This window comes from Komagataeibacter rhaeticus (assembly GCF_003207855.1).
In the GTDB taxonomy this organism is placed as follows: Bacteria; Pseudomonadota; Alphaproteobacteria; order Acetobacterales; family Acetobacteraceae; genus Komagataeibacter; species Komagataeibacter rhaeticus.
Map to the genome: position 1 here is coordinate 79,070 of NZ_NKTZ01000002.1, position 15,778 is coordinate 94,847.

A 15,778-nucleotide genomic window follows, 5' to 3' on the forward strand; every position below is an offset into this window, starting at 1 on the left:
CATCATCAGACAAAAAAGCCGCGTATCTGTTCCAGCGTGGCGGCCAGCGTGGCGATTTCCTCGGGCGTGGTATAGATGCCAAAGCTGGCACGCGCGGTAGCACTCACCCCCATCCGGCGCATGAGCGGTTCCGCACAGTGATGGCCCGCGCGCACCGCAATGCCGTTACGGTCCAGCAGGGTTGCGATATCATGCGGGTGGACATCGGCCATGGTGAATGAAATCACCCCGCCGCGCTGCGGCGCGGTACCGATCACCTTCAGTCCCTGCACCTGGCCCAGCATTTCCAGCGCATAGGCGGTCAGGGCGTCCTCATGCGCGCCGATCGCATCGAAGCCGATGGATTCGATATAGGCAAGGGCGGCACCCAGCCCGATGGTCTCGATGATGGCGGGGGTGCCCGCCTCGAATTTATGCGGCACATGCGCCCAGGTGGACCGCTCGAACGACACGGTGGAAATCATGTCCCCCCCGCCCAGGAACGGCGGCATGGCCTCCAGCAGTTCGCGCCGCGCCCACAGCACGCCAATCCCGGTCGGTCCATACAGCTTGTGACCGGTCACGACATAGAAATCGGCATCCAGCGCGCTCACGTCCACCCGACGGTGCACGGCAAGCTGGCTGCCATCAAACAGGACCTTCGCCCCCGCCGCATGCGCCATGTCGGCAATGGCGCGGGCATCGGTGATCGTGCCCAGCACGTTAGACATATGGGTGATGGCCACCAGTCCCACCCTGCCATCGGACAGGGTGCGGGCCAGCGCGTCCATGTCCAGCGCGCCGTCATCGGTAACGGGTGTTACGCGCAGTTCAATGCCGGTGCGGTCACGCAGCATCTGCCACGGCACCAGGTTGGCATGGTGCTCCATTTCCGAAACCACCACCGCCTGTCCCGGCCGGAGCATGGAGCCGTAGGAATGGGCGACCAGATTGATGGCCTCGGTACTGTTGCGGGTGAAAACGATTTCCTCACGCGCATTGGCCCCGAGGAATTTTGCCACCTGGTCCCGCACGCCTTCATAGGCTTCGGTCGTGCGTTCGCTCATCCAGTACAGGCCACGGTGGATGTTGGCGTACTGGGTGCGCATGGTCTCGGCCATGCAGTCGATCACCTGCCGGGGCTTCTGGGCGGAGGCGGCACTGTCAAGAAAGACGAGATCCTTGCCATGCACCTTTTCCGACAGGATGGGAAAGTCATCACGCACATGGCGCAGGCTGTCCGCCGCCCTGCCGGGGCGGGTCAGTATCTGGTCCATCACACGATCTCCCGCTTCCACCAGGACTCGACCGTCAGGTTGAGGCTGTCCTTGAGCCGCTGGTCATCAATCAGGTCCACCACGTCATGCAGGAAGGCGCGGATCAGGATGGAACGGGCCACGTCGCCCGAAATACCCCGGCTGCGCAGGTAGAACAGCTGGTCCTCATCCAGGGCGCCTACCGTGGCGCCATGGCTGCATTTCACGTCATCGGCGTAGATTTCCAGCTCCGGCTTGGCGTCGATTTCGGCCTGATCGGACAGCAGCAGCGCCTGGTTCATCTGGTAGCCGTCGGTCTTCTGGGCAATCCGGTCAACGTGGATCTTGCCCTGGAACACCCCGTGCGCCTGCCCGGACAGGACATTCTTCACCGTCTGGCGGGAGATGCAGTCCGGGGCGGCATGGGTGATGACACTGGTCAGGTCGCCATGCTGCCGGCCGGTCAGCAACTGCGCGCCATTCACATGCACGCAGGCCCGGGCGGCCGTCAGCGCCGCATGCACTTCATGCCGCGACAGGCTGGCCCCCAGCGTAAGGGTAAAGCTGTCATACAGCCCCGCCGCCGCGATGCGGGCGTGGCTGACCGCAAGATGGACGGCTTCCTGCCCTTCCACCTGAACGCGCGCATGCGACAGGTGGCCGCCCCCGGCCACCGTAATGTCGTACAGCGGATTATGAAGGTAGAAGCCCTGCCCCGCCGCCGCGTCAAGCAGGGCAAGCCTGCCGCCCTTCTCCACCACAATGCTGTGGCGGGGGTGGAAGGATATGGGGGCCCCGTCCGCCGCCACCCCGATGCTGGCCAGCAGCAGGCAGCCCGCATCCACCCCTTCGGGTACGACCAGCACCAGCCCGTCATGGGCCAGTACGGTGTTGAGCGCGGTCGTGACATCGCCCGCGGGGTCGATATCATCGCCAATGCGGCCTTCGGCGGCAAAGGTGGAAACCCTTACCCCCGTGGGCAGGCGCGAACGCGCGGCATCGAAATGGCCGTTGACGAACACCACACGCGGCGCCGCCGCACCCAGGCCGGATACGGTCTCGATTTCCGCCAGCAGGGCATCGACCGCGGACGGGTCAACATCCTGTGTTGCCGCGGCAAACGCCACACCGGCCAGCGCGCGCAGGCTGGTATATTTCCATGCCTCCACACCCGCCCGAGGCAGGCCCGCCTGCCGCAGGAAATCAGCGGCGCGGCGCCGTGCCGCACTGCTCTTTACATCACCCCGGTCGAGAAAGGCGGACGCATTGACCCCGACCGGTGCAATGGCGTTCACGCCGCCTCCGACAGGAACTGGGCATAGCCCTGCGCTTCAAGCTGCCTGGCCAGTTCCGGGCCACCGCTGTGGATGATGCGGCCCTTCGCCATGACATGGATACGGTCGGGCACGATATAGTCCAGCAGGCGCTGGTGATGGGTGATGACCAGGGCCGAGAAATCAGGTGAGCGCAGGGAATTGACCCCTTCGGCCACGATGCGCAGGGCATCGATGTCCAGCCCGCTATCCGTCTCGTCCAGAATGGCGAAGGACGGCTGGAGCATGCGCATCTGCAGCACTTCGTTGCGCTTCTTCTCACCCCCCGAGAAGCCGACATTCACATTGCGCTTGAGCATCTCGTCCGACATGGACAGGTGCTTGGTCTCCTTGCGCACGGCTTTCAGGAAGGCCACGGCGTCCAGTTCATCCATCCCGCGCGCGCGGCGCACGGCATTGACGGCGGTGCGCAGGAAATTGGCGTTGTTCACGCCCGGCAGTTCAACCGGGGCCTGAAACGCAAGGAACAGGCCAAGGGCCGCGCGCTCTTCGGGTTCCAGAGCCAGCAGGTCCTGCCCCTTGAAGGTGGCGGACCCGCCGGTCACCTCATAATCCTCCCGCCCGGCCAGCACGTAGGACAGGGTGGACTTGCCCGAGCCGTTCGGCCCCATGATGGCATGGACCTCGCCTGCCGGAATTTCCAGGTCAACGCCGCGCAGGATTTCCTTGGGCGTCCCCTCGTCCGAGATGCGGGCGCACAGGCCGTTGATGCTTACGAATTGCTTGCTCACGTTTTTCAATCCCTGTTAGCCCACGCTGCCTTCTAGGCTGATCTGCAGAAGCTTCTGGGCTTCCACCGCGAATTCCATCGGCAGTTCCTTGAGAACGTCCTTGCAGAATCCGTTCACGATCAGCCCCACCGCGTCTTCTTCGGACAGGCCGCGCTGGCGGCAGTAGAACAGCTGGTCTTCCGATATCTTGGAGGTCGTCGCCTCATGCTCCACACGCGCGGACATGTTGCGGCTTTCGATATAGGGCACGGTATGCGCCCCGCAGCGATCCCCGATCAGCAGGCTGTCACACTGGGTGAAGTTGCGCGCGCCCGATGCCCTGGGCATCATCCGCACCAGGCCACGATACGTGCTGTCGGACTGGCCCGCGCTGATGGTCTTGGCGATGATGGTCGAGCGCGTGTTGCGCCCGATATGGATCATCTTGGTACCGGTATCGGCCTGCTGGTGGTTGTTGGTCACGGCAACGGAGTAGAACTCCCCAACCGCCCCCTCGCCCTGCAGGATGCAGGACGGGTATTTCCACGTAATGGCGGAGCCGGTTTCCACCTGCGTCCATGAAATCTTGGATCGTGCGCCCCGGCACGCCCCGCGCTTGGTCACGAAATTATAGATGCCGCCGCGGCCGTTCTCGTCACCGGGGTACCAGTTCTGCACGGTGGAATACTTGATCGACGCATCTTCCATCGCCACCAGTTCCACCACGGCGGCATGCAGCTGGTTCTCGTCGCGCATCGGTGCCGTGCAGCCTTCAAGGTAGGAAACGGACGCCCCGTCCTCCACCACGATCAGCGTGCGTTCGAACTGCCCGGTATTGCGCGCATTGATGCGGAAATAGGTGGACAGTTCCATCGGGCAGCGCACGCCTTTGGGCACAAACACGAAGGAACCGTCGGTAAACACGGCGGCATTCAGCGCGGCGTAGAAGTTGTCGGTAACCGGCACCACGCTGCCCAGGTATTTGCGCACCAGTTCGGGATGTTCCTGCACCGCTTCGGAAATGGGGCAGAAGATCACGCCGGCTTCCTGCAATGTCTTGCGGAAGGTGGTGGCGACGGAAACACTGTCGAACACCGCATCCACCGCGACCGGCGGCCGGGCTTCCTGGCCCTCGGGCACTTCCACACCGGCCAGCATGGCCTGTTCGTGCAGCGGGATACCCAGCTTTTCGTAGGTGCGCAGCAGTTCGGGGTCGACTTCATCCAGCGATTTGGGGCCGGGCTTCTTACGCGGTGCCGCGTAGTAATGCACATCCTGATAGTCGATGGGCGGGTAACTGACCTTCGCCCATGTCGGCTCGCGCATTTCCAGCCATGAACGATAGGCCTTGAGCCGCCATTCCAGCATCCATTCCGGCTCGTTCTTACGCGCCGAAATCAGGCGAATCGTCTCTTCATTCAGGCCCTTGGGGGCGATATCCATCTCGATATCGGTCTCGAACCCCCATTTATAGGTGTTCTGGCCCAGGGTTTCGACCGTCTTGCGGGTCTCGGCTACTGCCGGCATGTGTCTCTCCTCCCCTGAATTCAGGCCGTGGCCACGGGGCCACCGGGCGCGGACGGGACACGCAGCCCCCCCAGCCGGTCACCGACGGTATGATTCTTCATGTCGGACAGCATGATGACCGACAGGGCATTGCGGATGGCGGTGTTGACCAGATCCCACTCCCCACCCAGCCCGCAGGTGGAACGGGCATCACAGTCGCCCCCGTCCACGCAGGTGGTGAGCGAAATCGGGCCGTCAATCGCCTCGATCACGGCGGCGATCGATATTTCCTCCAGCGGGTGGGCCAGCCGGTAGCCGCCGCGCGCGCCGCGCTGGGAGGTCACGATTCCCTGGGTGGCCAGTATCTTGAGCACCTTTGCCACGGTCGGCTCGGGAATTCCCGTCGAACGCGACAGGACAGGCGAGGTCGTGACCTTCTTCCTTCTGCCCCAGCCGGACCAGCGCCACGACGGCATAATCGGTCAGTTTCGACAGTTTCAGCATTACGCTCTCCCGTACATCCGGCCCGGCATTTCTAATTGGACCGAAACAGTACTGTTTCCTGAAGTTTCAGATGGGCTACCAGCAGCGCGCCGTCAAGTCCAATCGTGCCACACAAAATAGTCCTACCCGATCCCGGTTCCGAATATCAGCTGCAATAACATGGAAAGCCCACATCCGGCCAGAAAGCCCACCAGCGTGCCATTCAGCCGGATATACTGCAGATCCTTGCCCACGCGCAGCTCCAGCCGGTCGCTCAGGCTGGCCGCGTCCCATCCGTTGACCACCGAGTAAATAAACCGCGACATCCGGTCGCGCAGGAAGGGCAGGCTGCCCATCACCATGCCGCGCGCGCCATCTTCCACCCGCCTGCGCATGGTGGGGTCGTGATACATCTGCTCCGACAGGCGCTGCAGCGCGTCGCGCACCAGGGTGGCAACCCAGCTGGCCTCGCCCCTGCGGGTATCCTCCTCGATCAGGCGGCGCAGGCGATGCCAGACATCGCTGCTCCAGCCGCGCACGCTGTCATGGGTCAGCACGCCCTTCACGGCATCGGTAATCTCGCCCCGGCGCACGGGGTCCTGCTCGATCCGGTCGATCTCGGAACGGACCCAGGTGGTGAAGCCCTCACGCAGTTCTGAATTCTGCGGGTCGATGCGGTCCAGTTCCTGCCCCGCGGCCAGCAGCACCTTGGTGGCGATCGAACCGCCAATGGCCCACCCCAGCACGCGCCCGCCCTGTTCGCGCACCCGGTCCTCGATCATGGCGCGCAGGGCCGGCTCCTTGGCCTTGATGCCTTCCTTCAGGCGGGAAAGCAGGAAGGACAGCACTTCCTGATGGCAGTCGCCCTCCACCATCGCGCGCAGGCTGCGGGTCACGATGGGGGCGATCTCCTCCCCGCCCAGCAGGGTGGGCAGCATGCCGGCAATGGCGGAACTGGCCCGCCCGTCCTCCAGCCGGTCCAGCACATGCGGCACGGAACCCAGCACGGCGCGGTTGACCATATCCGCCGTTTCCGGTTCCTGCAGAATGTTCCCGATAAGCGAAGGCAGGTCGATGCGGCTGAAGGCGGCCTCGACCTCCTTTTCGGTAAATACGTTGTTGGAGACAAAGCGCCCCAGGGCCTGCGCCAGGCGCTCTTTCTGCGCGGGCAGGATGGCGGTGTGCGGAATCGGCAGGCCCATCGGCCTGCGGAACAGCGCGGTCACGGCAAACCAGTCGGCCAGTCCCCCCACAACCCCCGCCTTGGTGCCCGAACGCAGGATCTCAAGCCACGGCCGGTCCGCCAGCCACCCCATCTGGGGCAGGGCGTAGCCTGCAACCGTAAGGCCCGCCATGGCCGCGAGCAGCCCCGTTGCGGACCGCTTGTAGCGCAGCAGTACGCGCCGCGCGTCCTGGTCCGTCTGTGGAATACCGTTCATGAAGTCCCTGATACCATTGTCTCCGCGCCAGCCCAAGCAACACTCGGTGCGTCATGCCAAATAGGTGTGAAATATGTGGGAACACATTGCGGGCGGCCCCCGAACATGGGATTTGAAAAAACATGACGACCTTCCATGACAGGACAACACGATGACCGAAGCCGCTGCCCGGAATGTGTCCGCCCTTCTGCAACAGGCCAGCCGGCTGGTGGCCAGCCATGACGAGACCGCATCCGGCAGTCCCGTCATGGCGCTGGCCCGCCATATCGGGCGGCAGATGGCGGCGGGCACCCTGCCCATGGACCAGGTGGAGGAAATCGTGCGCCTGCTGCGCGACCGGGCCTTTGCCGGCCGCGCGCACCACATCGCCACCTATCTTGACGGCCCTGACGAGCAGGCGGTGACCGCGCGCATGCACGCCGTGGCCCGGCGCATCGTCCAGCCCGACCCCGATGACAGCCCCGTGCCCATCGCGCGCTTCCGCGCCGCCATCGAACGCAGCCGCTTCGCCGCCGTGTTCACCGCCCATCCCACCTTCGCGCTGGCCAACCCGGTGTACGAAGCGCTGGCCGAACTCGCCTCCACCAATCCCGCCGCGCCGCCCGCCCATGTTCCCTCCTTCCTCACCCATCGCCGCGTGGGGCCGCCCACGCTGGATGAGGAGTTCACCCTGGCCACCCAGGCCATCATGCGCGGGCGCACGGCGCTGGACCGGCTGAACGCCATTCTTTTGTCCGAGGCCCGGACCCACTGGCCCCAGCTCTGGTCCACGCTGGTGCCGCGCCCCATCATCATGACCAGCTGGGTCGGGTACGATACCGATGGCCGCACCGATATCGGCTGGTGGGACACGCTGCGCCTGCGCCTGCGCATGAAGCAGCTCCAGCTTGGCCGCCTGCACGACCAGATTAAGGATACCCCTGTCGCCAACGACCTGCTGACGCGCGTCAGCGCCGCGCTGGACGCGGTTGGCGCCCAGATCACCGCCTGCCCCACCGGGCCGGAACCGGAAGCCATCTCCCGCTTTGCCGATGTGCTGATCAACCGCAGCACGGAAGCCCTGACCAGCAGCAACGACCTGGCCGCCACCTTCAGCGAGGCGATCGACGCCGCCTCCCCCGAGGATAAAATGACCCTCGCCGTGGCGCGCGCGGGTTTCATGGCGCACGGGCTGTCGGCCGCCCACACGCATACCCGCCTGAATGCCACGCAGCTGCACAACATCGCCCGCCAGCGGCTGGGCATTACCGACAGCCCGGACATCCCCGCCCAGCGCCGCGCGCTGATCAGCCGGATGAACGAGGCACTGGAAAACGTCACCCCGGTCGAGATCGACTTCGGCTCGCTGCTGATGGAACAGGCCAGCGCCGGGCGGCTTATGATGACCGTGCGCCAGATCCTGCGCCATATCGACCGCACCAGCCCCATCCGCTTCCTGATTGCCGAGACCGAGACCGGCTACACCCTGCTGACCGCGCTGTGGCTGGCGCGGCTGTACGGGGTGGAGGAGATGATCGAGATCTCGCCCCTGTTCGAGACACAGGAGGCGCTAGAAAATGGCGAGCAGATCATCGAGGAAGCCCTGCGCTCCCCCCACTGGCGCGCCTACCTGCAGCGCACGCGCAAGCTCAGCCTGCAGTTCGGCTTTTCCGACTCCGGGCGCTATGTCGGGCAGCTGGCCGCGACCTACCTGATCGAACGGCTGCGCATCAAGGTATGCGACCTGCTGCGCAAGTGGGATCTTGCCTTTGTCGAGGTGATCCTGTTCGACACGCATGGCGAGAGCATTGGCCGTGGCGCCCATCCGTGGCGGCTGGCGGACCGCTTTGACTACCTCTCCCCGCCCCATGCCCGCGCCCGCTACGCCCGCGCCGGAATCCAGATGCGTGAGGAAACCGCGTTCCAGGGCGGGGACGGCTATCTCCTGTTCGGTACCCAGCCCCTTGCGGACGCCACGGTCAGCATCATTGCCGAACATGCCTTCGCCGCCACACCGCTGGACCGTGACCCGGTATATGACGAACCGGATTTCTCGGCCGATTTCTTCTCCACCATCGCCAATGGCATGACCGGCCTGGTGGAAGACCCGGGCTATGCTGCGCTACTGGGTGCGTTCGGTCCTTCGCTGATCGACAAGACCGGCTCGCGTCCTTCCGCCCGGCAGAGCGATGCCTCGTCTACCGTTACGCGCATAAAGCACCCCAGCCAGCTGCGCGCCATTCCCAACAATGCCATCCTGCAGCAGCTGGCATGGTGCGCCAACACGTTGCAGGGGCTGGGCACGGCGGCGGCCCGCCACCCCGAAACATTCGAGAAATACCTGGCCGAAAGCCCGCGTTTCCGCCGTGCCATGGATTTTGCGGCGCATGCCCTGGCCCATTCCGACCATGGGGTGCTGCGCGGCGTGATCCGCCTGCTGGACCCCGACCTGTGGCTGGAACGCGCCACCACGCAAAGCGACCCTGCACGGCAGGAAGCGTGCCTGACCCTTATGCACGGGCTGGAAAACCTGGATTTCTGGGCCAGCACGCAGGCCATGTTCCGCCGCATCCAGTCCGACCACCTGGCCCTGCGCCGGGCCTGGCCCGACGCGCCACGCATGCAGCCCGATGAACTGCTGCTGCATGCCATCCGCATCGCGCTGATCGAACAGATCTGGCTGCATTCCACCAAGGTGCCCTATTTCTCCCCCCGCCATGCCTTCTCACGCGATATGCTGACACTGAAGGTGCTGTGCCTGGAAGTGCCGGGCGTGCTGGGCGAGCTTGAACAGATCTTCCCCTACCGCGCGGATAGCGGCTTCGACCTTGATTTCCACGAACCGCACGGACCAAGGCAGGAAGGCACCTATCGCCGCGAATATACCGAGATATTCGAACCCATGCAGCGCCTGTTCCAGATGGTGCGCGAGATCAGCACGGGGGTCATGCACCATGTCGGTGCCTTTGGCTGAACCGGCGGCAAAGGCGGCCCGCAACGGGTGGAAGGTCAGCGAACCGCCGCCGCCCCATGACGTGCCCCTGCCCCAGTCCGACACCATAAGGCGGGTGGTGGCGAACAATCCTGGCCCCATGACCGGCAATGGCACCAATAGCTGGCTGGTCGAACACCCCGGTGGCTGCGTGGTGATCGATCCCGGCAGCAATGACCCCGCCCATCTGGATGCGCTGGCAGCCGCCGCCGGCAGCCAGCCCGTTACCCACATCATCCTGACCCACACCCATCATGACCATCTTGATGGCGCCCGCCCGCTGGGGGCGCGGCTGGGTGTTCCGGTCTGTGGTTTTCATGCCAGCGCCGAGCCGGAATTCACGCCGGATATCGGCCTGCGTGATGGCGACAGGATTGCCGGCCTGCGCGTGCTGTACACGCCCGGCCATGCCAGTGACCATATCTGCCTTGAAACGCCCGATGGCATCATCCTGACCGGCGACCATGTGATGGGCTGGTCCACCACCATGATCCCGCCGGCCCCGTACGGCTCGGTCCGGCAGTTCCTGCATAGCATGGCCCTGCTGCGCGAGCGCCATGCCCGCCTGCTGCTGCCCGCCCACGGGCCAGCCATAACGCGGGTGGAAGAATGCATCGACGGTCTTGTGGCCCACCGTCAGGCGCGTGAGGAAAGCATCCTTGCCCTGATGCCCGCCAGTCCGCGCACGCTCGATGAAATCGTGGACGGCATGTACCACAACCTGCGCCCCGGCCTGCGCCGGGCGGCCCTGCTCAACCTGCAGGCCCATCTGGAAAAACTGGTGGAGGACGCAAAGGTCACGCGGCAGGGAGACCTGTGGATGAAAACCATTCCCTGAACCGCCAAAAAAAGGTTTTGGGTGCCCCCACTTTTCAGAAAAGCAGCGTTTCTCGAAGCTTTCTGGAAAAAGCCTCACCAAAAACTTTTATTCCCTTTTCATCAAAACGCTGCGCGGGCCGTCCTGCCGGCAGCATAAAAAAACCGGCCCCCTTGCAGGGGCCGGTCTTTTTTCAGGTGTTCCCGTTGGGGACAGATCAGGCGGACTGCGCCATGATCTCTTCCGCAACATTGCGGGGCACCGGGTCGTAGTGGTGGAACTGCATCGTGAAGGATGCACGGCCCTTGGTCATGGAACGCAGGTGCGAAATGTAGCCGAACATTTCCTTCAGCGGCACCATCGCACGGACCATGACGGTGGACCCGGCCGTTTCCTGGCTCTGGATCATGCCACGACGGCGGTTGAGGTCACCCACCACGTCACCCACGTGATCGTTGGGCGTGGTCACTTCCACGTCCATGATCGGCTCGAGGATGACCGGACCGGCCTTCTTCATGCCTTCACGGAAGCAGGCCTTGGCCGCGATTTCGAACGCCAGCGCCGAGGAGTCGACATCATGGTACTTGCCGTCCAGCAGCGTGAACTTGAAGTCCACCGTGGGGAAGCCAGCCAGCACGCCGGTGGAAGCCTGGGCCTGGATGCCCTTGTCCACGGCCGGGATGTATTCCTTCGGCACGGTGCCGCCCACGACCTTGTTCTCGAAGGTGATGCCTTCGTTCCGCTCGACCGGCGCGAACTCGATCTTCACTTCCGCGAACTGGCCCGACCCACCGGACTGCTTCTTGTGGGTGTAGGTCTCGGTATGTGCCTGGGTGATCGTCTCACGATAGGCCACCTGCGGCGCACCGATATTCGCATCCACGCCATATTCGCGGCGCAGGCGGTCGATGATGATGTCGAGATGCAGCTCGCCCATGCCGGACAGGATGGTCTGGCCGGTTTCCTGATCGGTCTTCAGGCGCAGGGACGGATCTTCACCGGACAGCTTCTGCAGCGCCAGCGTCATCTTTTCCACGCCGTCCTTCGTCTTCGGCTCGACCGAGATGTCGATGACGGGGATCGGGAAGGTCATGCGCTCCAGCACCACCGGGTCAGCCGGGTCGGCCAGCGTGTCACCCGTCTGGGTGTCCTTCAGGCCAACGAAGGCCGCGATGTCACCGGCGTGGACTTCCTTGAGTTCCTCACGCTTGTCAGCGTGCATCTGGAAGATGCGGCCGATACGCTCCTTGTGGCCCTTCGTGGTGTTCAGCACGGTGTCACCGGTGCGCAGCACGCCACGATACACGCGCACGAAGGTCAGCGTGCCGTATTTGTCGTTGATGATCTTGAAGGCGAGGCCCGCAAACTTGCCATCCGGGTCAACCGGGATGATCGGCAGCTTGTTCTCGTCCACTTCCTCGTCTTCCGGCGGGGCGATGCGGATGCCTTCCACGTCGTCCGGCGCGGGCAGGAAGTCGATCACGGCATCAAGCAGGGGCTGCACGCCCTTGTTCTTGAACGCGGTGCCGCACAGGACCGGGCGGAAGTCACCGGCGATGGTGCCCTTCTTGATGCAGCGCTTGAGCGTTGCAACGTCCACGTCGCCCTTCTCGAAGTATTCTTCCATCGCCGCGTCATCAACGGACAGGGCGGTGTCCAGCAGGTTCTGGCGCGCTTCGGCGGCCTTTTCCTTCAGGTCGGCGGGAATTTCCTCGTAGTGGAACTTGGCACCCAGCTCGCCACCTTCCCAGATGATCGCGCGCATCTCGACCAGGTCGACCACACCGACGAAGTTCTCTTCCGCGCCGATGGGCAGCTGCAGCGGGATCGCCACGATATCCAGCTTCTCCTTCAGCGTGTCGAACGCGTAGTAGAAGTTGGCGCCGGTACGGTCCAGCTTGTTGATGAAGATGATGCGCGGCACGTTGTAGCGGTCAGCCAGACGCCAGTTGGTCTCGGACTGGGGCTGCACGCCGGCAACGCCTTCGATGATGAAGATCGCGCCATCAAGCACGCGCAGCGAGCGGTTGACTTCGATGTTGAAGTCGATGTGGCCCGGGGTGTCGATGATGTTGATGCGGTGGCCTTCCCACTCACACGTCACGGCGGCGGACGTGATGGTGATGCCACGCTCACGTTCCTGCGCCATGTAATCGGTGGTGGTGTTGCCCTCGTGCACCTCACCGATCTTGTGGGACACGCCGGTGTAATACAGGATACGCTCGGTGGTGGTGGTCTTGCCGGCATCGATGTGCGCGGTGATACCGATATTGCGAATCAGGGAAAGATCAGACTTGGTGGACACGGGAGAACCTCCACAAGACAACACGGGCGCGAAGGGGAACCGCTCCCTTTCGCGCCTGCCGGAACCGTAAGCTGCTCCCGCCCTCAGTCTCTTTCAACCTGGACGACGCAGACCGGCACAGCGGAACAATGCGCCAGACTTCAGTCGGGCTTTGACAGCACCGGGCCGCCCGCCGCCCTTGCGGGTGGCGGGGACCACGCGGCATGTCAGGCGACAGCGGCCTTCTTTTCCTGAACGCGCAGGATACGGCGCTTCACCGTCAGGGCTTCGGGCGTCAGCTTGCGGTTCGGGGTGGACAGCAGGAACGAATCCAGCCCGCCATTATGCTCGACCGTGCGGATGCCGTTGGTGGTCATGCGCATGGGAACCGCGGCGCCCAGGATATCGGACAGCAGCGAGGTTTCCTGCAGGTTGGGCAGGAAACGGCGGCGGGACTTGTTGTTGGCGTGGCTGACGTTGTTGCCGGTCAGCACGCCCTTGCCTGTGATCTGGCAGCGGCGAGACATTCTATCATCCTCGGGTATAACTGTGGCCGAGGCATAAATGCCCGGCAAGGATCATCTGGATTAGGCGCGGCTTATCGCCAAACCACCGCCAACAGTCAAGATGCATAAGCATGATTCGGCATATTTTGTGGCGCAGGGGCGGGAAATGACCCTGATTTCCCCCTCCCCTGCCGCCCCGTGGTTCAGCCGGCCGCGTGGTCATGGTCGGGGTGGAGTTCACCCGCCTGCACGCTGTGCAGCGCGTTTTCCAGCATGCCCTGCATGGCCTCGCGCCCCATGGTGCGCGACAGCAGCCCAAGCGAGCCACCCAGCAGGGCGGAGGCTATGGCCATGGGCGGCAGGTTCTCGCCCAGCATGTATTCGATGGCCTTGTCCACCACCGCGCCACAGTGGCTCAGTTCGGGGGGGATGGCCTCGCCGCCGGGGGGCGGGGTGTTGGTATCCGTCATGTCACGGCTCCTTTTCGCGTTCCCTCTGATATGTACCGCCATGGCGCCGCTGACCAGTGCGGCGGGCACATGAAACCTGTCACAAGCGCGCAGGCGGGTCAGGTGGCGGCGGCTTCCTCCTCCGCCTGCACGGCCCACATCTCGGCATACACGCCGCCACGGGCCAGCAGGGCGCGGTGGGTGCCGCGCTCGACAATGCGCCCCTGCCCCATCACAAGGATTTCATCCACGTCCACGATGGTGGACAGGCGGTGGGCGATGATCAGCGTGGTGCGGTTGGCCGCCACCGTATGCAGGGCGGACTGGATTTCCTGCTCGGTGCGGGTGTCGAGCGCGCTCGTGGCCTCGTCCAGCACCAGCACGCGCGGGTTCTTGAGGATGGTGCGCGCAATCGCCACGCGCTGCTTTTCCCCGCCCGACAGCTTGAGCCCGCGCTCACCCACACGGGTGGCGTAGCCTTCGGGCAGGCTCATGATGAAATCATGGATGCAGGCCAGCCGCGCCGCCTGTTCGATCTCCGCCTGGCTGGCCCCCAGCCGCCCGTAGGCGATGTTGTAGCCAATCGTGTCGTTGAACAGGATGGTGTCCTGCGGCACCACGCCCACGGCCCCGCGCAGCGCCGCCTGCGACAGGGTGCGGATGTCGTGCCCGTCCAGCATGATGCGCCCCGATGTCACGTCATAGAAGCGGAACAGCAGCCGGCTGATGGTGGACTTGCCCGCCCCCGTGGGGCCGACAATGGCCACCCGGTGGCCCGCGGGGACATGGAAGCTGACCCCGCGCAGGATCTCACGGTCAGGACGGTAGCTGAAATGCACGTTCTCGAAGCGGATGTCGGCGGCGGGCGCCTGGTCCAGCCGCGCGGGGATGCTGACGGCACCCGGCGCGTCGGTAATATCGGCCTGTTCGTCCATGAGCGCGAACATGTGCTCGAGATCCACCAGCGAGTTGCGCAGCGAGGTATAGACGCTGCCCAGGAAATTGAGCGGCATGTACAGCTGCATCAGATACGTATTGACCAGCACGAAATGCCCCACGGTCATCCGTCCTGCCTCCACATCCCGCCCGGCCATGAGCATGACGGCGATCAGGGCCACGGCGATGATCGCGGCCTGCCCGAAATTCAGCCCGTTGAGCGAGATCTGGGTGCGGATGGCGGCATGTTCGTAGCGGTGCTGGGCGTCCTCGTAACGCCTGCGCTCATGGTCTTCATTGCCGAAATACTTGACCGTCTCGTAATTGAGCAGGCTGTCCAGCGCCTTCCAACTGGCTTCGCTGTTGATCTCGTTCATCTGGCGCCGCAGCCCGATCCGCCATGACGTGAACTGGATGGTGAACAGCACGTACACCGCCACCGCCAGCAGCATCACCACGGCATAGCGCCAGTCAAACAGCCGCCAGATGACGACAATGACCATCAGCGCCTCGATCAGGGTGGGGGCCACGTTGAACACCCCCACGCGCAGCAGGGTCTCGATGGCCTCCGTCCCGCGCGCGATCGCCCGCGTAACACTGCCGGACTGCCGGTTCAGGTGGAATCGCAGGGAAAGCTGGTGCATGTGGGTAAAGCTGCGCATGGCCGCAATCCGGCTTATGCGGTAGCGCAGCGGGGCGAACAGGGCGTCACGCAGTTCCCCCAGCCCCGCCGCCGCCATGCGCAGCAGGCCATAGGCCACGATCAGCACAAGCGGCATCATGACCGCCCGGCCCGCCGCCGGCTGCAGCGCGTCGATTACGCGACTGTAGGCATAGGGCACGCCAATGGTGGCGACCTTGGCCGCCACCAGCAGCAGGCATACCCCCACCACGCGCAGGCGGGTACGGCTGTCATGCCGGGGCCACAGATAGGGCAGCAGGCCGCGCAGGGTGGCGGCGGCGGAACGTTCCGGCCTGTCGTGCCGGTTCTTGTCTGGAACAGCCATATGCACGGCATGGGGCATATGACGCGGGTCTTGCAACCCATATTCCCCGCCATCCATCAGGCGGTCTAGGATTGTCAGCCCCGGGACCAGCCGGTATGCCA

The 15,778-nt window shown here is 64.3% G+C and carries 11 protein-coding genes and 1 pseudogene; 2 read left to right on the plus strand and 10 right to left on the minus strand.

What is annotated here, in order from left to right; translation table 11 throughout:
• Nucleotides 1-5: 5 nt before the first annotated feature.
• From CFR78_RS02535 to CFR78_RS02560, 6 genes and pseudogenes are all read right to left on the minus strand, one after another.
• Nucleotides 6-1,256: an aminotransferase class V-fold PLP-dependent enzyme gene (locus CFR78_RS02535; RefSeq protein WP_051672175.1), complete on the minus strand. Its 1,251-nt coding sequence runs from the start codon at nucleotides 1,254-1,256 to the stop codon at nucleotides 6-8.
• A complete protein-coding gene (gene sufD / locus CFR78_RS02540; RefSeq protein ID WP_034932945.1) occupies nucleotides 1,256-2,530 on the minus strand; it encodes a Fe-S cluster assembly protein SufD in 1,275 nt (424 codons plus the stop codon). Before sufD ends, CFR78_RS02535 begins: the two co-directional genes overlap by 1 nt.
• Entirely contained in the window at nucleotides 2,527-3,300 is a 774-nt protein-coding gene (sufC, locus tag CFR78_RS02545) for a Fe-S cluster assembly ATPase SufC (protein WP_034932947.1), read from the minus strand. The genes sufD and sufC overlap by 4 nt, the downstream gene beginning before the upstream one ends.
• 15 nt (nucleotides 3,301-3,315) lie before the next feature.
• Nucleotides 3,316-4,806 (minus strand): Fe-S cluster assembly protein SufB, encoded by a 1,491-nt coding sequence (sufB, locus tag CFR78_RS02550; protein WP_034932950.1) that lies wholly within the window; start codon nucleotides 4,804-4,806, stop codon nucleotides 3,316-3,318.
• A gap of 20 nt (nucleotides 4,807-4,826) precedes the next feature.
• A pseudogene (locus CFR78_RS02555) lies at nucleotides 4,827-5,289 on the minus strand (SUF system Fe-S cluster assembly regulator).
• 122 nt (nucleotides 5,290-5,411) lie between these two features.
• Entirely contained in the window at nucleotides 5,412-6,707 is a 1,296-nt protein-coding gene (locus tag CFR78_RS02560) for a DUF445 domain-containing protein (RefSeq protein ID WP_034933385.1), read from the minus strand.
• A gap of 151 nt (nucleotides 6,708-6,858) precedes the next feature.
• Here CFR78_RS02560 and CFR78_RS02565 point away from each other — a divergent pair, with 151 nt between their 5' ends.
• Both CFR78_RS02565 and CFR78_RS02570 read left to right on the plus strand, forming a co-directional pair.
• A complete protein-coding gene (locus CFR78_RS02565) occupies nucleotides 6,859-9,660 on the plus strand; it encodes a phosphoenolpyruvate carboxylase (protein ID WP_034932953.1) in 2,802 nt (933 codons plus the stop codon).
• Nucleotides 9,641-10,516, plus strand: a complete 876-nt coding sequence (locus CFR78_RS02570) for an MBL fold metallo-hydrolase (RefSeq protein ID WP_034932956.1) — start codon at nucleotides 9,641-9,643, stop codon at nucleotides 10,514-10,516. Before CFR78_RS02565 ends, CFR78_RS02570 begins: the two co-directional genes overlap by 20 nt.
• Nucleotides 10,517-10,712: 196 nt before the next feature.
• On the opposite strand, the gene fusA is transcribed toward CFR78_RS02570, so the two are convergent.
• From fusA to CFR78_RS02590, 4 genes are all read right to left on the minus strand, one after another.
• On the minus strand, nucleotides 10,713-12,800 hold the full coding sequence (gene fusA / locus CFR78_RS02575; protein ID WP_007399799.1) for an elongation factor G: 2,088 nt from the start codon (nucleotides 12,798-12,800) through the stop codon (nucleotides 10,713-10,715).
• 206 nt (nucleotides 12,801-13,006) lie between these two features.
• Nucleotides 13,007-13,306 carry a 50S ribosomal protein L28 gene (gene rpmB / locus CFR78_RS02580; RefSeq protein WP_007399798.1) on the minus strand — a complete coding sequence of 100 codons (300 nt, stop codon included), beginning with the start codon at nucleotides 13,304-13,306 and terminating at the stop codon, nucleotides 13,007-13,009.
• A gap of 182 nt (nucleotides 13,307-13,488) precedes the next feature.
• Nucleotides 13,489-13,755, minus strand: coding sequence for a hypothetical protein (locus CFR78_RS02585; RefSeq protein WP_034932959.1), 267 nt, complete (start codon nucleotides 13,753-13,755; stop codon nucleotides 13,489-13,491).
• A 98-nt stretch (nucleotides 13,756-13,853) separates the two neighbouring features.
• A complete protein-coding gene (locus tag CFR78_RS02590) occupies nucleotides 13,854-15,695 on the minus strand; it encodes an ABCB family ABC transporter ATP-binding protein/permease (protein WP_034932961.1) in 1,842 nt (613 codons plus the stop codon).
• Nucleotides 15,696-15,778 lie beyond the last annotated feature (83 nt).